The organism is Roseateles sp. GW821-FHT09H11 (assembly GCF_059415845.1).
The window spans coordinates 156683-177342 of record NZ_JBWKOA010000010.1; the positions used below are offsets into that span (position 1 = coordinate 156683).

At 65.0% G+C, this 20660-nt stretch carries 17 protein-coding genes and 1 pseudogene; 9 read left to right on the plus strand and 9 right to left on the minus strand.

Going from position 1 to position 20660, the window contains the following annotated elements:
* Together AC07PR_RS28340 and AC07PR_RS28345 are read left to right on the plus strand one after the other, a co-directional pair.
* Positions 1-588 carry a TRAP transporter small permease gene (locus AC07PR_RS28340; RefSeq protein ID WP_495137240.1) on the plus strand — a complete coding sequence of 196 codons (588 nt, stop codon included), beginning with the start codon at positions 1-3 and terminating at the stop codon, positions 586-588.
* The gene (locus AC07PR_RS28345) at positions 585-1946 is read left to right on the plus strand and encodes a TRAP transporter large permease (protein ID WP_495137241.1); all 1362 of its coding nucleotides are present in this window, start codon (positions 585-587) and stop codon (positions 1944-1946) included. The genes AC07PR_RS28340 and AC07PR_RS28345 overlap by 4 nt, the downstream gene beginning before the upstream one ends.
* Positions 1947-2354: 408 nt before the next feature.
* Here AC07PR_RS28345 and AC07PR_RS28350 read toward each other — a convergent pair whose 3' ends face one another.
* The 6 genes and pseudogenes from AC07PR_RS28350 to AC07PR_RS28375 all read right to left on the minus strand — a co-directional run bounded on the left by AC07PR_RS28350 (position 2355) and on the right by AC07PR_RS28375 (position 8795).
* Positions 2355-3788: a hypothetical protein gene (locus tag AC07PR_RS28350; RefSeq protein ID WP_495137345.1), complete on the minus strand. Its 1434-nt coding sequence runs from the start codon at positions 3786-3788 to the stop codon at positions 2355-2357.
* Positions 3789-4136: 348 nt separating this feature from the next.
* Positions 4137-4430, minus strand: a pseudogene (locus AC07PR_RS28355) (GAP1-N1 domain-containing protein); the annotation flags it as partial.
* An 8-nt stretch (positions 4431-4438) separates the two neighbouring features.
* Positions 4439-5296 carry a TRAFAC clade GTPase domain-containing protein gene (locus tag AC07PR_RS28360; protein WP_495137242.1) on the minus strand — a complete coding sequence of 286 codons (858 nt, stop codon included), beginning with the start codon at positions 5294-5296 and terminating at the stop codon, positions 4439-4441.
* Complete coding sequence (locus AC07PR_RS28365) at positions 5289-6329, minus strand: TRAFAC clade GTPase domain-containing protein (RefSeq protein ID WP_495137243.1); 1041 nt, start codon at positions 6327-6329, stop codon at positions 5289-5291. The genes AC07PR_RS28360 and AC07PR_RS28365 overlap by 8 nt, the downstream gene beginning before the upstream one ends.
* Before the next feature lie 2 nt (positions 6330-6331).
* Positions 6332-7411, minus strand: coding sequence for a GTPase-associated system all-helical protein GASH (locus AC07PR_RS28370; protein WP_495137244.1), 1080 nt, complete (start codon positions 7409-7411; stop codon positions 6332-6334).
* A gap of 16 nt (positions 7412-7427) precedes the next feature.
* On the minus strand, positions 7428-8795 hold the full coding sequence (locus AC07PR_RS28375) for a metallophosphoesterase (protein ID WP_495137245.1): 1368 nt from the start codon (positions 8793-8795) through the stop codon (positions 7428-7430).
* Positions 8796-9161: 366 nt separating this feature from the next.
* Here AC07PR_RS28375 and AC07PR_RS28380 point away from each other — a divergent pair, with 366 nt between their 5' ends.
* From AC07PR_RS28380 to metE, 6 genes are all read left to right on the plus strand, one after another.
* Complete coding sequence (locus AC07PR_RS28380) at positions 9162-9596, plus strand: acyl-CoA thioesterase (RefSeq protein ID WP_431101556.1); 435 nt, start codon at positions 9162-9164, stop codon at positions 9594-9596.
* Positions 9597-9645: 49 nt separating this feature from the next.
* Complete coding sequence (prpC, locus tag AC07PR_RS28385) at positions 9646-10818, plus strand: bifunctional 2-methylcitrate synthase/citrate synthase (protein WP_483108760.1); 1173 nt, start codon at positions 9646-9648, stop codon at positions 10816-10818.
* A gap of 51 nt (positions 10819-10869) precedes the next feature.
* Positions 10870-13518 (plus strand): Fe/S-dependent 2-methylisocitrate dehydratase AcnD, encoded by a 2649-nt coding sequence (gene acnD / locus AC07PR_RS28390; protein ID WP_377157873.1) that lies wholly within the window; start codon positions 10870-10872, stop codon positions 13516-13518.
* Between the two features lie 36 nt (positions 13519-13554).
* Positions 13555-14775 (plus strand): 2-methylaconitate cis-trans isomerase PrpF, encoded by a 1221-nt coding sequence (prpF, locus tag AC07PR_RS28395; RefSeq protein WP_483108762.1) that lies wholly within the window; start codon positions 13555-13557, stop codon positions 14773-14775.
* A 60-nt stretch (positions 14776-14835) separates the two neighbouring features.
* A complete protein-coding gene (locus tag AC07PR_RS28400; protein ID WP_495137246.1) occupies positions 14836-15699 on the plus strand; it encodes an isocitrate lyase/PEP mutase family protein in 864 nt (287 codons plus the stop codon).
* 199 nt (positions 15700-15898) lie between these two features.
* Positions 15899-18190: a 5-methyltetrahydropteroyltriglutamate--homocysteine S-methyltransferase gene (gene metE, locus AC07PR_RS28405; RefSeq protein WP_495137247.1), complete on the plus strand. Its 2292-nt coding sequence runs from the start codon at positions 15899-15901 to the stop codon at positions 18188-18190.
* A gap of 128 nt (positions 18191-18318) precedes the next feature.
* Here metE and AC07PR_RS28410 read toward each other — a convergent pair whose 3' ends face one another.
* Complete coding sequence (locus AC07PR_RS28410; RefSeq protein WP_495137248.1) at positions 18319-18804, minus strand: hypothetical protein; 486 nt, start codon at positions 18802-18804, stop codon at positions 18319-18321.
* A gap of 108 nt (positions 18805-18912) precedes the next feature.
* On the opposite strand from AC07PR_RS28410, the gene AC07PR_RS28415 reads away from it, so the two are divergent.
* Positions 18913-19176, plus strand: a complete 264-nt coding sequence (locus AC07PR_RS28415) for a VF530 family protein (protein WP_377157863.1) — start codon at positions 18913-18915, stop codon at positions 19174-19176.
* On the opposite strand, the gene AC07PR_RS28420 is transcribed toward AC07PR_RS28415, so the two are convergent.
* Complete coding sequence (locus tag AC07PR_RS28420) at positions 19136-19813, minus strand: GNAT family N-acetyltransferase (protein WP_495137249.1); 678 nt, start codon at positions 19811-19813, stop codon at positions 19136-19138. The genes AC07PR_RS28415 and AC07PR_RS28420 overlap by 41 nt on opposite strands.
* A 150-nt stretch (positions 19814-19963) precedes the next feature.
* Positions 19964-20608, minus strand: a complete 645-nt coding sequence (locus AC07PR_RS28425; RefSeq protein WP_495137250.1) for a response regulator — start codon at positions 20606-20608, stop codon at positions 19964-19966.
* Between the last annotated feature and the right edge of the window lie 52 nt (positions 20609-20660).

Here is a 20660-nt window from a genome sequence, read left to right on the forward strand (position 1 = left end):
ATGAGCCACGGCTTTGAACTGAAGCCGGCGGTGGCCGGCATCGATCCCGACACGCCGGCGGTGCTGATGCCGCTCGCGCGGCTGCTGCACGTCATCAACCAGGCCGTGGTCGTGCTGGGCATGCTGGCGCTGCTGGTGGCCTCGCTGGTGCTGACCTACAGCGTCGTCTCGCGCTACGTGATGAAGGCGTCCACGGACTGGCAGGACGAGGCGGCGGTCTTCTGCCTGGTCGGTGCGACCTTCCTCTGCGGTGCCTTCGTCCAGTCCTTGCGCGGGCACGTGGGCATCGAGGCGATGGCCGGCCTCCTGCCGCGGTCGGTCAACCGCCTGCGCCTGGCGCTGGTGGACCTGATGTGCACGGCCTTCTGCGCCTTCTTTGCGTGGAAGTCCTGGACGCTGTTCCACGAGGCCTGGGTCGAGGGCCAGACGACGTCGTCGTCATGGGCGCCGCCGCTGTGGATCCCGTACGGCCTGATGGCCCTGGGCATGACGCTGCTGAGCCTGCAACTGCTCGTTCAACTGACCGCACGCGTCAACGCGCTCTTCAAGAAAAACAACTCGGCCAACAACTCGGGAGTGGGCGCATGAGCATGCTCGTCCTCGGCTCGCTGTTCGGGATCGTCACGCTGCTGTTCATGTTCTCGGGCGCGCCGATCGCGTTCGCGCTCGGCAGCGTGGCGGTGCTGTTCATGGCCCTCTTCATGCCGGCCTCCGCGCTGGACACGGTCACGCAGAACGTCTACGAGGAGATGGCCAGCATCACGCTGCTCTCCATTCCGCTCTTCATCCTGAAGGGGGCGGCCATCGGCAAGTCCCGGGCGGGGCAGGACCTGTACGCGGCGATGCACGTCTGGATGGGGCGCATCCCCGGCGGGCTGGGCATCGCCAACGTCTTCGCCTGCGCGCTGTTCGCGGCCATGGCTGGCTCCAGCCCGGCGACCTGCTCGGCCATCGGCAGCGCCGGCATTCCGGAGATGCGCAAGCGTGGCTACTCGCCCGGTTTCGCGGCCGGCATCATCGCGGCCGGCGGGACCTTGGGCATCCTGCTGCCGCCGTCGATCACGATGATCCTGTACGCGGTGGCCGCCGAGCAGTCATTGGGCCGGCTGTTCTTGGCCGGCATCGCGCCGGGGATCTTGCTGGTGGTCCTCTTCGCCGCCTACGCGGCGCTGCGCTACCGCAAGGAGTACGCGCTGGCCGAGGCCGAATTCAATCGCACGGGCGCAGCCTCAGCGCTGCTGTCGAAGGAGACCTTCACCACGCGTCAGAAGTTCGAGATGCTGCCGCGGGTGGTGCCCTTCGTGCTGCTGCTGATCGGCGTGATGGTGGCGCTGTACGGCGGCTTCGCGACGCCGTCGGAGACGGCGGGTCTGGGCGCGCTGCTGGCGCTGGGTCTGATCGCGGTGATCTACGGTGTGTGGCGGCCGCGGGACGTGGCGCCCATCCTCACGTCGACCTTGAAGGAGTCGACCATGCTGATGTTCATCATCGGCATGTCGCTGCTGTTCTCCTACGTGATGAGCTACCTGCACATCAGCCAGGCGGTGGCGGAGTGGATCGTCGGCATGCACCTGTCCAAGTGGGTGCTGCTGGCGGCCGTGCTGCTGATGGTCATCCTGCTGGGCTTCTTCCTGCCGCCGGTCAGCATCATCCTGATGACGGCGCCCATCATCCTGCCGCCGCTGAAGGCAGCGGGGTTCGATCTGATCTGGTTCGGGATCCTGATGACGATCGTGATGGAGACAGGGCTGATTCACCCGCCGGTGGGGTTGAACATCTTCGTGATCAAGAACATTGCGCCGGATATCGACCTGCGGGACATCATCTGGGGCGTGCTGCCGTTCGTCGTGCTGATGCTGCTGGCGGTGCTGTTGATCTGCATCTTCCCGAGCATCGCGACGGGGTTGCCGGATTTGGTGATGGGGAAGGTGGTGGCGGGGCATTGAGCGGCGGCAGGGACGTGGGAGCGCGTGAAGGCGTTCCAGTTCGCGAACGATATCGTGGTGTGGGAATCAAATACGGAACCGCAAGACCTGCCCCCCGCCGCCTGTGTCACCCAAATGGCACCAGTTAGCCGACGGCCACGTAGGCGAAGCTCGCATACGCGACAGACACTTGGGTCGACGAGCGACACGTCCAACGGCGGTGGTCCGTTGAACGTTGGATGCTACGAGAGGCGCGAAGACGCATGCGCTGTGGCTGGTTTGAAGGGGCTCCGAGGAATCGCTTGGGGCGCTCAATTCATGTTCGATGTTGAGATCGGTCTGCCGTGAGGCGGCCATACTCTATGTAGCCAAGCGCGCGATGGTTGTGTGTTGCAGATTGAGTTAGAGACCCTTCGCCAGACGGGTTACTTACCACCAGGAGTGCTCCTTGATGTAGTCAGCAATCAGTCGTTGACGAGCTACGCTCAACTCGCTTGAATTGCTTTTGAGGGAGTCGGAAACTAGTCGTAGATAACTCCGCCCATTCCAGATACTCCAGACGCAATCAAGCACCTTGAGCATCAAGTCGCCATCTTGAGCTAAGCGGACGAACCCCTCGGCCGAGGCACGTTGCTCCACACACTTCTGTGCGACTGCCTCTCTCAGGCGCATTCCATAGTCCCCCGCTCGCGACGGCAGTGCGTAAGGGAGTGCTCCCGCAACGAGGGACCACGAGTCCTCAGGAATGTCTCGAACCACTGCAGCGCGGTGAAGCGGCTCAAAGGTCAGAACAAGCAACTGCTCGACGCTTCGAGAGCGCCAACCCAGTGCTCGCCTGAAACCATAGGCATAGAGCCGCATTGGCAACTTCCCGCCGCTACGTTTTAACGCGTAAAGAGCGAGCATCCAAGGATCAGAACCGACGTCATTGGGAACTGCGTCTGGAGGAAGTACCTCCGCTAGGCAGGAAACTAAGGAGACCGAAGGACTCTCAGCCTGTGCAAGATACATCGCGACCGCGTCAACGTCATTGCAGCAAAGCTTGATCCAGCGTCGCAACGATTCGCTCGCACTTTCGACGCGGCAAAGTTCCTGAGCGCGCATCAGGACGGCTGTGACGCCACACACATGCAGTGCGGAGTTGATGGCCCCCTCATCACGCAACCCTCCGATCATCGCGTGTTGCACGCTCTCGCTGGAGAAGTCGACATTTGTGGCGATAAGCGTTGAAGGCCAGCACTGAGTTGTTGCCCAGAACTTCGGTTCCTCTGCGAGCTGAGGAGCAAGCGCTAGTAGCGGCTCGACAACATCACCCAGACGATGCAGCTGAGACTGGAACGTCGCCAAGCTCATCTGAGCGGCGCCCTCTCCAAGAGCCCTCTTCAGGACTTCGTCGCCCTGCTGCGTCAGTGCCACAAATCGACGAGGGTCATCGTTCCAAAGAATGCGCGCCAATTGCGCCGACTTTTCGTGCACCTCATGCATCGTGAGGTATTTAAAGTTTGCGACCAGGAAATCTAGGGCCCGCTCGTCAAGGGCTCTCTTTTTCCTCGTTTCGTCAAGAATCGCTCTGACTACTGTGACCTTAGCAAGCTCCGATGATGAGAGGGGTTCCACAGTCTCGGTCATTAGAATGGCCGTCGAAAGACCTAGCTCTCCCTCCATCTCCAACGCATTGTGAAAACGGCAGATCGGAAGCATCGCCTCACGACCCCCCAGAACTTCGCCGCCGAGCCACCGTAAACGGATCCTCAGCGGCGAACGGCGAGACTCGGCAATGTCCTCTACGACGACATTAAGCCAAGCTGGTGATTCGCGGATCTGAGATGCTTCAACGCCTTCGATTGAAGAGGTGAAGCGCATGCGGGCAGTTGATTCGCCACCTGGAACCAACTGCAAGTCGAACAGGGCACCGTCTTGCGAACGGTCCCTGTTCGTCAGTGTGCAGAATCTGAACGAGCGCCGTAGGCGTGGCCATTGCTGATCCCAAATTCGGAGAACCGCGTCGTCGACATCCACGTCTTGCGGGCGCCTTGACCAAACTTGAGCGGCGGGGCTCTCATACAACGCGTTAGCAAGAAGCTTGGCCTGCCGCAATGCCTGCGGCGATGGGGGCTCCCGCTGGTCGCCTGTGACGTCTACCGAGACTTCGACTCCGTACTGGCTTGCATTCCCCACAGAAGGTCGCACGAATAGACCCTCAAGTACCGACGGAAGCTCAAGCGAGGCAAGGTTAGCAAAGCTAATCAGTAGCGTATGTGTCCAAACACAACCAGGCCGCGGCATTTCGGGTGCGGGCCAAGTTTTGGACAACGCGTAATAGCCAGAATCAGGCAGTGGGTAGCCCGTTAGGTATGGAATCCCGAGACCGGCAACGCCTGGACCCGAAACGTCGCTCATAACGAGCAGTCGACGCGCGTCCGACGTGGCCAGCGCTATTGAGCAGGCCAACTGTCGATGGCCTTCAGCGTAACCGTGGAGCGCCTGATGAACACTAAAAATCACGGAGAGTCTCAATCCAGAAGCCAGAACAGCGGCTCAGTCAGGTCGTGAGAGGCAGTCTGTCCCGTCACAACCCGCGCGCGCTCGGATGCTATCGGGAGCCGAAGAATTTTTCGGGTCTCCTTCGCCGATTCGCGTCCAGGCTTGTTGTACTGCGCGCCCTGGGCGCTCACTCCGTAGACTTTCACTGTCCATCCGTCATCGAGCCCATGCTGCAGGTACTGATGCAGCAAGGGGAAGTGCATCTCCAGATATCCGTCCGGCGTTTGTCCTTCCGCCGCCGCAGTGTCCCAGGCCGAGAGAATGACTGCGAGGCGGCGAGGGCCCACGTCCAGTGGCTGCTCTTGGAGGCAACGTACGAGATCCGCCAACTGAACCTGCGTAGGGGCGAACTCGGGCTTCCAAAGCACGATCTCTCCACCGACGTGTTCGCCGCCTTGGATTGCGGCAATGCGCTTGTTGTCGATGATTGACGTTGCTCTGGCAATCTTGCTGGAGTGGATGAACAGCATCACACCGCTGGACTTCAATGACTCCAGCAAGTTCGGATCGCAGTCTCGCGACTCCCAGATGCGCGAGAACGCCTCACCCATTACGTCAGGGAACGCAAGATGAAATTCTTGCCCTGCCTCGCTTCTCAGCCCGATCACCGGAGTTCGGTTCTTATCGTCCGCGGTGCGCTCTTGCTCTTTCCCTTCGAGCCACCGGCGCGCGATGACATCTAGGTGCGGCCCATCCCCAGCCTTCAGAGTCCACTGGGAGAACTTTCCCTTGAGCTGCTTCGCACGGAGCATGTGCCAAAGGGCCGCCAGATAGGTCGTCTTGCCGGATGCCGGCAAGCCCAGGACTACAAGAGCCTTCTCAGCCATGGTTTCGCTCCGACGTCTTGCCGCGCAATCGTCCGAAGGACCGCATTTGCGTGATGTCGACCGGCTCAACTTTTACGAAGCCCATTCGACCTGGCTCGGTCATCCAGTAGGTGAGGAGTTCGATCATGCCCGCGCCGAAGTCGGTCGTCTCATCCTTTGGAAAGGCTGCGACCTGGAAGCTCTTGATGTTGAGGAAGTCAAGACCGAACTCGTCCTGGACATCTTTAACGATTCGTTCGAAGGCACGTACCGCGCGAGCCCCGTCACGCTTGTTGCTTGTAATCGCGTCTAGCTTGGTCAGGACGATTGCGACACGCTGCCATCGTCGCGTCTGACCTTCTTGGCGGAACACCTGCAGGCTTTGGAAAACGTCCTCGCGGACGAGATGGCTTGCGCCATCCAGCAACAGCTTGGCACCGTCGGCAAGCAGAGTCAGCGTATCGGCACGCCCCAACTCGGAGAACTTCCTCGCGGACTCCGGGTCGCCGTGCGTGAGCATGTACTCCTCGCCAGCTCGATCTGCAAACATGGCCGCCCGCTTTCCAACGCAATCGCCGCCTACCAAGTCCAAGTGGAAATACGTGGCCTCGCCGTGTTTGGTTCGCTCCATGTGCGGGTCCGGACGATTGGATGCGCTGCGCGAGTCATGGCAGGCCTGCTCAAACGAATGAAGAGTCTTTGAGCCGGCAAACTTGAACGGACCAATGGGTCCCGTCTGCAGGAGTTCGTAGACGCCGCCAATGAGACTTGTCTTTCCCGAGTCTTTAGCTCCAACGATGGCGACCACATGGGCCGGCAATCGTCGTGAGAGCACCTGTGCCTCTGCAGGGGAAAGCGCCAATGCGCTAGGCAGCTGAACACCACTGCTTTGAGCTGAAGCGGTCTCTGTGGTCGGACGTTCGACCAGCACGACGACCTTGCCGAAATGGCTACAAGTGCTGAGGTCTTCAAAACCTTCGACGCAACGCCCATCCCCGGCGACCTTGCAGTCCGGATTGCCGCAGCTGATTGCGGGGGTGCCATCGTCACTCATGTTCACAGCCCGAGCCCGAGCTTGACCAAGATGAACTCTCGGTAGGCGGCCTCTGCGAAGTTCAAGGGATCGAGCTCAACACTCGTGGCCAAGGAGGTGAGTGTCGACCAGGGGCCGGTCCAGCTCTCGGCGCCATCGACCTCATCGCAGCGGAGGACGGCGAAGAGGATCGGTGTCGTGACCGAGGAGATGTTCTTGGAACTCAGTTGGGCGACCACGCTCTTACGCCATGTTGGCGGCATGCCCTGAATGAAACTTGTCAGGGGACGTCTTGGCGTCTTCTTGATCCCGGTCCTCGCGAGCAACGAAGGCACAGCGGACGGGCCGGGCAGAGCCGTCGTCAGCTGAGCCAATTCACGTGCGATTCCAAGCGGTCGTTCGTCCGCTGCGATAGCCGTGAAGTCCTTGCCGAGATCCGCACAGAAGCCTCCCTGCAGCCACCAAAGGATGTCCAGTTCTTCGTCCTGAGCTCGCACGTACTGGCTGAATGCTGTCTCCATGGCAACCTGCCTGCGGCCGAGCGCAGCAATCACCCTGTTGGCTGCGGTAGCGAGCGATGCGAACGCTGTGGGATAGTCATTCTCCGCCGCTTGGTCCGCAGCTTGAGATACCTCATCCTTGTCTAGCCCGTTCGGCTGCAGCTTTGCGATTTCAAGGGAAGGTCGCCGCCGAAGCAGCTCGGCCTTCTTCTTTGTGACGTTCTCGCAGATGCCCATGATGTCCATCGTCTGAGCCACTGGCCGCAGACCTGCGCACGACGTGGTGGAGACCATCGTGGCTACGAGAGAAGAGTTTTTGTCGTCTTCGTGCATCGCTAGAGCCAGGGCAGCGGCGGCGAGCCGTATGAATTCGGAATCCGCGGGTTGTGCGCCCTTGCCTGTCAACCTCGAACGCAACTCCGCGACCTCAGCCGAGGCGAGATCGACCTTGACGCCAAAGACAAGGCGACAAAGAAGTTCATACGTCTTTTTCGGAGGATTGCTCAAGAGGTCGGAAATCGCGTCCCAACGCGTCGTGATGTAAGCCGGATCTCCATTAAAGGACATGTCGGAAAGCCACTTGGCGAATTCTTCCTGCAGCACTTTTTCCTCCTCCGTGTCACACGCTCTTGTCGAGCTTCTCTTGCTCTTCGATCCGCCTGGCCAACTCCTTGACCAAGCCCATTTTGGCGGCCTCAACCATTGCCTTGTGGTAGCGACGGGGCGGCGACAGTTTCAGGTCGTCCTGCGAAATCAGCCCGAGGTCTAGCGCAATCGTGCGCATGGAATCTGCGCCAAGTTCCCAGAAGCGGTAATTCAAATTCGCGGTCGAAGGCTCTGACATTTCAACCTCCGGTGCATTCTCAACAGCCAGCGCGGGCACATGAGCCGTCACAGCGGGCTCGAGTGCCTCGTGGACAGCTGCAGCCACCTTGTTTTCTGCCTGCGGTGCATGCGGGGGCTTTCGCGATGCAAACAGGGGCGGCGGGACGTCAGGCAACTTGAAGGCGTGGTCCCAGACGGTCTCCTTGTCCTGGGTGTACATAGGCACGAAAGTCTCGCTGGGCGGCTTCTGGTAATGCCGGATTTGTGCCTTCATCTTCAACTGCCGATTCACTCCCTCGCCAATGACTTCAAGGTCGACCAAGTTGTAGCCCGGATCGAAGGGGCCTTCGCGCTCATCGGGATTAACCGCGCCGGCCAGGAAGCGTACAACCTCTGTCTGACGCTGGCATCGTTGGTCGTGCTCGTGGCCGAAGAACAAGAGCTTGGCCCGAGTGTCAACGAGCTTGGTGAAGTACTCCCCATCCATGCACCACTTGGGCGGGTGATGGGCCATCACGGCGTTAATGACATTCGGAGCGGAGTCGAGCGCGGTTTGCAGGCTCCCCAAGTACAGGTGACCAGGCGCGTCGTCCCGACCGCCGCCGCCAGAGATGTACGTTGTGGTCAAGCCGAACAGCTTCAGCGAGAGACCACCGCCAAGGGAGAAGGTGCGGTCCCAGAAGGGGACATCCTGGAAGACGGCACATCCGAAATGAGCAGCGAAGGCGTTGTAAGCATCAAGGGGTTCGAACAGCGCCTTAGACGTTATCGGGTGGCTGATCTGTGCCCAGAACGCTTCATCTCTGGCGAGACGGTCGGGCGCTGTGGCAATGGCGTTCTGCGCGGCAGCAACCAACGCGTCACGGCAGACGGCGCGATTCACGTCGTGATTTCCGGGAACGGTGAGAATGTTCGAGCGCTCACACCCTGTGGCGTCAGCGATTTCTTCTAACCACTCCTTAGCCTTCGCATACTCGGCAGGATCAGCTTTAAAGGCGATGTCGCCGCCCACCAGGATCGCATCCACGGGAACCTTGTCCGCTGATTGCAGATGCGCCAGATCCACCTTCAGGAGGGTCCGATAGGTTCGCTGGTGATCCATGAAGGGAACGCCGGCGACGGGGGTGCGAAAGTGGATATCGGACAGGTGCAGGATGCGCATTCGAACAATCTTAACGACCCGTAGGGCCCTCGAATGCGCGACCTATGCTACGCGGCCCGGAGAGAAGATTTCGATGGCCACTTCGTTGGTGCATTAGCGAGTTGTGGTTTCGGGAGAAGTCACAGGAGAGGCTCTTTCGGCCTCCTCTATACCGGGTTGTCCCTACGTATGGATGGCGAGGGTGGGACCATTGAGGAAATCGAACATTGGTGGCGACGCGTTGGAGATCGAGTTTCGCGAAATGACACATTGGCTTCACAACCTTCGCAAACCGCCCCACATCCCTTCGCAACCATCGCAACTTCATCGTTGCCCCCTGGCCGATCCGCTGCGAACATTGTGAACTTGCCAATTTCACAACCCGCAATGGACTGGCCTACTGCGCTGTCGAGCGCTTCTTCGACGGAGATGCTTCGCAGCGAGCTGGTGCTGCCGCGTCACGCGAACCACTACGGAACCCTCTTCGGTCCTGAGGCGCTCTCCTGGCTCGGCCAGAACGCCCACATGGTCGCCGCGCGCTTCTGCCACCAGGACATCGTCATGGTGGCCGTGAAGGACGTGCAGTTCCTCGCCCCGGTCCCGGTAGGCTCGGTCCTCCACATCCACTCCCGCGTCTCCCGCGTCGGCGGCACCTCGATGACCGTCGAGGTCCACGCCCGCATCGACAATGCGGCCCCTTCCGACGTCCTCCGCGCCACCTTCGAGATGGTCGCCGTCGACGGCGGCAAGCCCTGCCGAATCACCCCTCGCACCGCGCCCGCCGGGCAGCCGCTACCCTCGATCCCATCGGGCCAGGCCTGAGCCTGCCCGTCCAGCTTCCCCCCAGATTCCACTTCCAGGAGACATCCCCATGAGCGACACCACGACCGCGAACGCGGCAGCCGCCCCCGCCTTCAAGCCCAAGAAGTCCGTCGCCCTGTCCGGCGTCGCCGCCGGCACCACCGCCCTGTGCACCGTCGGCCGCACCGGCAACGACCTGCACTACCGCGGCTACGACATCCTCGAACTCGCCGAACGCTGCGAGTTCGAAGAGATCGCCCATCTGCTCGTCCACGGCAAGCTCCCCAATGCCGCCGAGCTGCGCGGCTACAAGGCCAAGCTGAAGTCGCTCCGCGGCCTGCCCGCCGCCGTGATGGACGCGCTCGAAACCCTCCCGGCCAACGCCCATCCGATGGACGTGATGCGCACCGGCGTCTCCGCCCTCGGCTGCTCGCTCCCCGAGAAGGACGACCACAACCTGCCCGGCGCCCGCGACATCGCCGACAAGCTGATGGCCTCCTTCGGCTCCATGCTGCTGTACTGGTACCACTACAGCCACAACGGCCGCTCCATCGAGGTCGAAACCGACGACGACTCCATCGGCGCCCACTTCCTGCACCTGCTCCACGGCATGCCGCCGTCCAAGGGCTGGGAACGCGCGATGCACACCTCGCTGATCCTCTACGCGGAGCACGAGTTCAACGCCTCCACCTTCACCGCCCGCGTCATCGCGGGCACCGGCTCCGACATGCACTCGGCCATCGCCGGCGCCATCGGCGCCCTGCGCGGTCCGAAGCACGGCGGCGCCAACGAGGTCGCCTTCGAGATCCAGAAGCGCTACGACACCCCCGACGAGGCCGAGGCCGACATCCGCCGCCGCGTCGAGGCCAAGGAAGTCGTCATCGGCTTCGGCCACCCCGTCTACACCGTCAGCGACCCCCGCAACGAGGTCATCAAGAAGGTCGCCCACCAGCTGTCCAAGGACGCCGGCTCGACCAAGATGTACGACATCGCCGAACGCCTCGAGAAGACCATGTGGGACGCCAAGAAGATGTTCCCCAACCTGGACTGGTTCAGCGCCGTCAGCTATCACATGATGGGCGTGCCCACCGCCATGTTCACCCCGCTGTTCGTCATCGCCCGCACCAGCGGCTGGTCCGCCCACGTGATCGAGCAACGCCAGGACAACAAGATCATCCGCCCCAGCGCCGTCTACACCGGCCCGGAAGACCAGGTCTTCGTCCCGCTGGCCCAGCGCCCCTGAGGACCGGAGCTCCCCGTCGACCGCGATGACCGCATGAGAGAAGTTTCAGAAATGCCAGCCACGACGCCCGCATCCACCATCGCCTCCGCAATTCCGCTCAACGAGACCTGGCGCAAGCCGCTGGCCGGCACCGCGCTCGACTGGTTCGACGCGCGCGCCGCCGTCGAGGCGCTGCGCCCCGGCGCGTGGGAACGCATGTCCTACACCGCCCGCGTCCACGCCGAGAACCTGGTGCGCCGCTGCGACCCCGCCACGCTGGACGAGAGCCTGCTGCAGCTCGCCGACGGCAAGGCCGATCGCGACTTCCCCTGGTACCCGGCGCGCGTGGTCTGCCACGACATCCTGGGCCAGACCGCGCTCGTGGACCTGGCCGGCCTGCGCGACGCGATCGCCGATCAGGGCGGCGATCCCGCCAAGGTGAACCCGGTCGTGCCGGTGCAGCTGATCGTCGACCACTCGCTGGCCGTCGAGTGCGGCGGCTATGACCCGCAGGCGTTCGAGAAGAACCGCGCGATCGAGGACCGTCGCAACGAGGATCGCTTCCACTTCATCGAGTGGTGCCGCACGGCGTTCCGCAACGTCGACGTGATCCCGCCGGGGAACGGGATCATGCATCAGATCAATCTGGAGCGGATGTCGCCGGTCGTGCACGTCGACCGCGGCGTGGCCTATCCCGATACCTGCGTCGGCACCGACAGCCACACGCCCCACGTCGACGCGCTCGGCGTGATCGCCGTCGGCGTCGGCGGGCTGGAAGCGGAGAACGTGATGCTCGGCCGCGCCTCGTGGATGCGGCTGCCTGACATCGTCGGCGTCGAGCTCAGCGGCCATCGCCAGCCCGGCATCACCGCGACCGACCTGGTGCTCGCGCTGACCGAGTTCCTGCGCAAGGAGAAGGTCGTCGGCGCCTACCTGGAGTTCTACGGCGAAGGCGTCTCCAGCCTCACGCTCGGCGACCGCGCCACGATCTCCAACATGGCGCCCGAATACGGCGCCACCGCCGCGCTGTTCGCGATCGACGAGCAGACGCTCACCTACCTGCGCCTGACCGGGCGTGAGGAGTCGCAGGTCCAGCTCGTCGAGACCTACGCGAAGGCCGCCGGCCTGTGGTCGGGCGAGGGCAACACGCTGTCCGGCGTGGTCTACCCGCGGGTGCTGAAGTTCGACCTGGCCAGCGTCGTGCGCAACATGGCCGGTCCATCGAACCCGCACCGCCGTCTGCCGACCTCCGCGCTGACCGAGCGCGGCATCGCCGGCCCGTGGACGGAAGAACCCGGCCGCATGCCCGACGGCGCCGTGATCATCGCGGCCATCACCAGCTGCACGAACACGAGCAACCCGCGCAACGTCATCGCCGCGGCGCTGCTCGCGCGCAATGCGCGTCGCCTGGGCCTGACGCGCAAGCCGTGGGTGAAGACCTCGCTCGCGCCCGGCTCGCGCGCGGTCACGCTGTACCTCGAGGAAGCCGGCCTGCTCGGCGACCTGGAGGCGCTGGGCTTCGGCGTCGTCGCCTATGCCTGCACCTCGTGCAACGGCATGTCCGGCGCGCTGGATCCCGCCATCGATCGCGAGATCGTCGAGCGCGACCTCTACGCCACCGCCGTGCTCTCGGGCAACCGCAACTTCGACGGCCGCATCCACCCGCGCGCCAAGCAGGCCTTCCTGGCCTCGCCGCCGCTGGTGGTCGCCTACGCGATCGCGGGCACGATCCGCTTCGACATCGAACGCGACGTGCTCGGCGTCGTCGAGGGCCGCGAGATCCGCCTGAAGGACCTCTGGCCCGAGGACGACGAGATCGACGCGCTGGTCCGCAGCAGCGTGAAGCCGGAGCAGTTCCGCAAGGTCTACGAGCCGATGTTCGCGATCACCGCGGCGTCGACCACCAAGACCGAGCCGCTGTATGACTGGCGCGCGCAGTCGACCTACATCCGCCGCCCGCCCTACTGGGAAGGCGCGCTGGCCGGCGAACGCACGCTGCGCGGCATGCGCGCGCTGGCGGTGCTGCCGGACAACATCACCACCGACCACCTGTCGCCGTCCAACGCGATCATGCTGGACTCGGCCGCCGGCGAGTACCTCGCCAAGATGGGCCTGCCGGAGGAGGACTTCAACTCCTACGCCACCCACCGCGGCGACCATCTGACTGCGCAGCGCGCCACCTTCGCCAATCCGACGCTGAAGAACGAGATGGTCCGCGATGCCGATGGCAACGTGATCGCCGGCTCGCTCGCGCGGATCGAGCCGGAGGGTCAGGTCGTGCGCATGTGGGAAGCCATCGAGACCTACATGGACCGCCGCCAGCCGCTGATCATCATCGCCGGCGCGGACTACGGGCAGGGCTCGTCGCGTGACTGGGCGGCCAAGGGCGTGCGCCTGGCCGGTGTGGAAGCGATCGTGGCCGAGGGCTTCGAGCGCATCCACCGCACCAACCTGATCGGCATGGGCGTGCTGCCGCTGGAGTTCCTCGCCGGAACGACGCGGTTGACGCTCGGCCTGGACGGCTCGGAGACCTACGACGTGTCGGGCGCGCTTTCGCCGCGCGCGACGCTGACGGTCATCGTCCATCGCCGCAACGGCGAGCGCATCGAAGTGCCGGTGCGCTGCCGCCTCGACACCGCCGAGGAGGTCGAGGTCTACCAGGCCGGCGGCGTGCTCCAGCGTTTCGCGCAGGACTTCCTGGCGGCAGCCGAAGCGGCCTGAGCGCCGCTCAGGCCCGCAACAACGACGGACACAGCAATGAGCTTTCTCCCTCAAGTGAAGATCCCCGCGACCTACCTGCGGGGCGGTACCAGCAAGGGCGTGTTCTTCCGCCTCGACGACCTGCCCGAGGCCGCGCGCGTGCCCGGCGCCGCGCGCGACCGGCTGCTGATGCGCGTCATCGGCAGCCCCGATCCCTACGGCAAGCAGATCGACGGCATGGGCGGCGCCACGTCGAGCACCAGCAAGACGGTGATCATCTCGCGCAGCACGCGGCCCGGTCACGATGTCGACTACCTGTTCGGCCAGGTGGCGATCGACACCGCGCTGGTCGACTGGTCCGGCAACTGCGGCAACCTGTCCGCGGCGGTCGGTCCGTTCGCGATCCAGGCGGGGTTCATCGATGCCTCGACGCTGCCGCGCGACGGGATCGCCACCGTGCGCATCTGGCAGGCCAACATCGGCAAGACCATCATCGCCAAGGTGCCGATGCGCGACGGGCAGGTGCAGGAGAGCGGCGACTTCGAGCTCGACGGCGTGACCTTCCCGGCCGCGGAGGTCGAACTGGCCTTCCTCGATCCGGGCAATGACGACGCCGATGGCGACGATGCCGGCGGCGCGTTGTTCCCGACCGGGAACGTCGTCGACGTGCTGACGATGCCCGAGGACCTCGTCCCCGGCGGCCAGCTGCGCGCGACGCTGATCAACGCGGGCATCCCGGCGGTCTTCGTCGATGCGAAGGATCTGGGCTACTCGGGCACCGAGCTGCAGGACGCGATCAACGGCGACGCCGCGGCGTTGAAGCGCCTGGAGGCGATCCGCGCGCACGCCGCGCTGCACATGGGCCTGATCAAGACGCTGGACGAGGCGAAGACTCGTCAGCACACGCCGAAGCTGGCCTTCGTCGCGCCGCCGTCGACCTACCGCTCGTCGAGCGGCAAGACTGTCGAGGCCGGCAGCATCGACGTGCTGGTGCGCGCGATGTCCATGGGCAAGCTGCACCACGCGATGATGGGCACGGCGGCGGTGGCCATCGGCACCGCGGCCGCGATCCCCGGCACGCTGGTGTGCGAGGCCGCGGGCGGCAAGGCGCTGCCGGCGGTGCGCTTCGGCCATCCGTCGGGCACGCTGCGCGTCGGCGCGGAAGCGGTCCAGGAAGGCGGCCCGGGCGGCCCATGGCGCGTGACGCAGGCGGTGATGAGCCGCAGCGCCCGCATCCTGATGGAAGGCACCGTGCGCGTGCCAGCCGAGGCGCTGTAATCGTCGGCATCGACGTCGCCATCGGCATTCAACGAATCCAGACAATCAAAGAGAACTGACATGACATCGACCCGCAAGACGCTGCGCGCGCTGGTGAACGAACGCCGTGGCGTGCTGGTGCCGGGCGCCTTCAACGCGCTGTCGGCCAAGGTGATCGAGGACCTCGGCTTCGAGGCGATCTACGTGACCGGCGCCGGCGTGACCAACATGTGGTTCGGCCTGCCGGACCAGGGCTTCATGGGCCTGTCGGAGATCGCCGACCACACCGCGCGCATCCGCGACGCGGTGAACCTGCCGCTGATCGTCGACGCCGACACCGGCTTCGGCAACGCGCTGAACGTGCGCCACACCGTGCGCGTGCTCGAACGCGCCGGCGCGGACTGCATCCAGCTCGAGGATCAGGTGGCGCCCAAGCGCTGCGGCCACTTCACCGGCAAGGAGGTCATCTCGACCGAGGAAGCGGTGAGCAAGATCAAGGCGGCGGTGGATGCGCGTCGTGACCCGAACTTCCTGATCATGGCCCGCACCGACGCCTGCGCCACGCAGGGCTTCGAGGCCGCGATCGAGCGCGCGCAGCGCTTCGCCGAGGCGGGCGCCGACATCCTCTTCGTCGAGGCGGTCACCAAGGCGGAGGAGATCCGCGCGCTGCCGCAGCGCCTGTCGACGCCGCAGCTGATGAACATGGTCATCGGCGGCAAGACCCCGATCACCGATGCGAGCGAGCTGCAGCAGATGGGTTACGGCGTCGTGCTGTACGCCAATGCCGCGCTGCAGGGCGCGGTGGCCGGGATGCAGAAGGCGCTGGGCGTGCTCAAGACGCAGCGCCGCATCGATGAGGATCCCAACCTGGTCGTGCCCTTCGCCGAGCGCCAGCGCCTGGTGGGCAAGCCGGAGTGGGATGCGTTGGAGAAGAAGTACACCTGAGTACTTCGACGGCCCTCAGCCCTCACCCCCACCCTCTCCCGCAAGCGGGAGAGGGGGAAAGAGGACCGAGCCTGGCGGGCTCCGCAGGCCAATGAATCCCATTCACGTCTTCTTGAATTAATATCGTTTTACGTCATGGAGAACGGTCCCTACGCTTCGGGACCTTTCAGCAGTTGTTCTCCCGGGAGGGAGCCTCGCCATGACCACGATCCACAACCTCGGCTTTCCTCGTATCGGCGCCAGGCGCGAACTGAAGTTCGGCCAGGAGGCCTACTGGAAGGGCCAGTCCACGCGCGATGAACTCCTCGCCCTGGGTGCCCAGCTGCGTGCGAAGCACTGGGCCGACCAGCAGGCGCTGGACCTGGTGCCTGTCGGCGACTTCTCGTTCTACGACCAGGTGCTGGACATGAGCTTCACGCTCGGCAACCTGCCGCAGCGCGTGCGCGACTTCCACGGCGACACGCTGGACAACTACTTCCGCGTCGCCCGCGGCCGCTCCGCCGACAGCGCCGAGGCGCACGCGCACTGCTGCGGCGGTGTCGCCGCCGGCGAGATGACCAAGTGGTTCGACACCAACTACCACTTCATCGTGCCGGAGTTCGATGCGTCCACGACCTTCAAGCTCGACGCCTCGCGCCTGCTGGCGCAGCTGTTCGAGGCGAGGGTGAAAGGCGTGAAGGCCAAGCCGGTGATCGTCGGTCCGATGACCTACCTGGCGCTGGGCAAGGCGAAGGACGACTCCGACCGCCTCGCGCTGCTGCCCAAGCTGTTGCCGGTCTACGCGGAGCTGCTGAAGACGCTCGCCGCGCAAGACGTGGCGTGGGTGCAGATCGACGAGCCGATCCTCGCCACCGACCTCGAAGCCGGTTGGGCGCAGGCGTTCAAGACGGCCTACACGGCGCTGGCGGGGTCAGGTGTGAAGCTGCTGCTGGCCACCTACTTCGGCCAGCTCAAGGACAACCTGGCGCTGACCGCCGGACTGCCGGTGCAGGGCGTCCACCTGGACGCCATCAATGCGCGCGACGAAGTCTCCGCGCTGACGGCGGCGCTGCCCGCGGATCGCGTGGTGTCGCTGGGCGTGATCAACGGCCGCAACATCTGGAAGAGCGATCTCCATGCCGTGCTCGACTGGCTGGAGCCGGTCGCCGCGACGCTCGGCGAGCGCCTGTGGATCGCGCCGTCGTGCTCGCTGTTGCACGTGCCGGTGGACCTCGCGAGCGAGCAGAAGCTCGATGCCGAAGTGAAGTCCTGGCTCGCCTTCGCGCTGCAGAAGCTGGCGGAGCTGGACCTGCTCGGCCGCGCGCTCAAGGGCGGCCGCGCTTCGGTGCATGCCGAGCTCGACGCCAACCGCAATGCCGTCGAAGCGCGCCGCCGCTCGCCGCGCGTCAACAACCCCGCCGTGAAGGCCGCGGTCGCCGCGATCGATGCCAGGCTCGGTCAACGCCAGACCGCCTACGCGCAACGTGCCGCGAAGCAGGCCGCGCTATTGAAGCTGCCGGCCTTCCCGACGACGACCATCGGCTCGTTCCCGCAGACCGGCGAGATCCGCCACGCGCGCAGCGAGTACAAGGCCGGCCGCCTCGACGAGGCCGGCTACCAGGCGGCGATGCGCGCCGAGATCGAGCGCAGTGTCAACGAGCAGGAAGCGTTGGGGCTGGACGTGTTCGTGCACGGCGAGGCCGAGCGCAACGACATGGTCGAGTACTTCGGCGAGCAGCTCGAGGGCTATGTGTTCACGCAGTTCGGCTGGGTGCAGAGCTACGGCTCGCGCTGCGTGAAGCCGCCGGTGCTGTTCGGCGACATCAGCCGGCCGAAGGCGATGACGGTCGAGTGGACCCGCTACGCGCAATCGCTGACCGACAAGCCGATGAAGGGCATGCTGACCGGTCCGGTGACCATCCTGAACTGGTCCTTCGTCCGAGACGACCAGCCGCGCTCGGTGTCGTGCAAGCAGCTCGCGCTGGCGATCCGGCAGGAGGTGCTGGACCTGGAGCGCGCCGGCGTGCGCGTGATCCAGATCGACGAGGCCGCGCTGCGCGAAGGCCTGCCGCTGCGCAAGTCGCAGTGGAACGAATACCTGGCCTGGGCCGTCGAGTCCTTCCGCATCACCGCCAACGGCGTGGCGGACGAGACGCAGATCCACACGCACATGTGCTACTCGGAGTTCAACGACATCATCGCGTCCATCGCCGACATGGACGCGGACGTGATCACGATCGAGACCTCGCGCTCGGACATGGAGCTGCTCGATGCGTTCGACGACTTCAAGTACCCGAACGAGATCGGCCCGGGCGTCTACGACATCCACTCGCCCAACATCCCGACGCAGGAGCACATCGTGCAGCTGATGCGCAAGGCGGCGGAGCGCATCCCCGCCGAGCGCCTCTGGGTGAATCCGGACTGCGGGCTCAAGACCCGTCAGTGGGCGGAGGTGATCCCGGCGCTGACCAACATGGTCGCGGCGGCGAGGACCCTGCGGCTGTCGGTCTGAATTTCGCTCTTCCACAAGCGGGAGAGCGAGCCACGCCGGCGCCCTTCTCACTCCCTCTCCCGCTTGCGGGAGAGGGCAGGGGTGAGGGCCAGCAGCCTCACGCCCGCCTTCGGGGCCGGGTCTTGCCCTCAGGGCTTCAAAAAGTCGTTCTCCACCCAGGCCGCGGCGGTCGCCTCGGTGAACTTGAAACCGGCGGCCACGCGCACCTGCGCGAGCTGCTCGCCGTCGTCGTTCAGCGCGGTCAGCGTCGCGTACGGGTTGTCTTCGTCGGGAACGATGTCGAGCAGCACCTGGATGCGGCCGTTGTCCGTGTCCAGCTTGACGCTCTTGTGCAGCCGGGCGTGCAGCTGCTGCTCGTGACGGCGCAGCACCTCCGACGCCGTCTTCACCAGCGTGTGGAAGGCGGCCGCATCGAGCGGCTTCGGGTTCTTCTTGTCGCGGCCCATGGTCCAGGGGCCGACCAGCGCAGGCTCGGACTCGCCGATCAGGGTCATGGCGACAGCCCAGCCTTCGTCGTCCTCGTTCTTGATCACTTGCGCGGTCCAGCGCTCGTCCTGCCACGTGCGCGGCTCTTGAATGATGGGGCGTTCTTCGTCGGGAAAATTCGTGCTCATGGCGATGAAGGTACCACGCGGGCCGGAGCGCCGAAGCGTGCCGGGGCGCGCTTCGCGTCGACCGCCGCGGCGCGGCCATGGCCCGGCGCGACCGGCGACAATCCATTCATGACCGAGTCCGCCCCGCCGCCGCAAGAGCAACCGCGCAACCCGTTGCACGGCCTGACGCTGGAAACCATCGTGACCGAGCTCGCCGCCGAGTACGGCTGGGATGGCCTCGACGAGCGCATCCCGCTGCGCTGCTTCGCCTTCGAGCCGAGCGTCAAATCCAGCCTGAAGTTCCTGCGCAAGACGCCGTGGGCGCGCGAGAAGGTCGAAGGGCTCTACCTGTTCATGCTGCGGGAGCGGCGGCGGAACTCGACGCGACCGTGATCGACGCGGCCGTGACCGGCGAGACCATGGCCCAGCCGAGCGCCTGGTAGAGCGCGGCGCCTGCTTCGGTGGCGACGAGCACGCCGTGCCTGGCGCCGAGATCGAGCGCCGCGTTGGACAACGCGGCCATGACGAGCCGACCCAGCCCCTTCCTTCGGTGAGCCTCCGACGTGACGATCTGATCGAAGGTCGCGAAGCCGCCGTCGATGGCCGCCTGGCCGCTCGCGGCCAGCTCTCCTGAATCGGCAACGATCTTCGTCAGCACCAGGGCTCCCGCTCGGTCGGTCTGAACGCGGTAGCCCGCGATGACCGGCGCCGTGCCCGCCGCGAGGGGGACGCTCATCAGGAACTCAGGGGCGTGAACGGTCCAGTCGTCGGAGAGCAGGGGCGACACGTCCTGAGACGGCGCGCAGACCTTCAGCCAGATGCCGGGCCCTCCCTCGGTGGCGACGAGCTGTCGAAGGACGTCGGGATCGAAGCGAGGAAAGACGTAGCGCGTGAGCTGATCCGGCTTGCCGACATGGATCTGGAAGTAGCCGGTGCGTTCGACCGGCGCTGGCGTGCTGCGGGAAATCGACCAGCCGTGCGCCCATGCCCGGGCGGCGACCGAGGGATCGAGCGCGCCGATCTCAGGCACGCCCGTCGAGGTGGATGTCGATGTCGATGTCGATGTCGATGGCGATGTCGAGGTGAGGGGTTTCATCCTGGACATCTTCTTCTGCGCGGACCGGCGCGTAGAAGGTCATGGCCCGCCACGGCCATCCATGAGGCCGAGCCGCGTGAGGGATCAGAGATCGATGATCCCGCGCCTCACCGCGATCGTGACCGCATGCGTGCGGTCGTTCGCGGCGAGCTTGCCGAGGATGCTCTTCATGTGCGCCTTCACCGTGCCCTCGGCGATGTCCAGCTGGCCGCCGATCCGCTTGTTCGAGCGGCCTTCGGCCACCAGCTTCAGCACCGTCGTCTCGCGGCCGGTCAGGTGCTGATCGGCCACATGCTCGGCGAGCTGAATGGCCAGCGCCGACGGAAAGCGTCTCCCGCCGGCATGCACCGCGCGGATCGTGTCCAGCAGATCCTTGCGCAGCGTCTCCTTCAGCAGATACCCCGCCGCGCCGGCCTGCGCGGCCTCGAGCAGCTGCGTGGGCGCACCGAAGCTGCTGAGCATCACGACGCGCGCCGCGGGGAACTCGTCGCGGATCGCCTTCAGCGCGGCGAGGCCGTCCATCGTCCGCATCCGGACGTCCATCAGCGTCACGTCCGGCAGGTGTCGGCGGAAGGCTTCCAACGCTTCGGCGCCGTCCTGTGCCTCGGCCACCAGGCGCATGTCCGGCTGCAGCCCGATCGCCCCGGCCAGGCCCTCGCGCAGCATCGGGTGGTCGTCGACCGTCATCACGCGGATCGGCCGGTCGTTCTTCAGCGGTGTCGTCGTCATGGCGCGTGTCCTCTCCGCAGGCACTCTGCCCGTCCGCGTGAGGACGGGGATC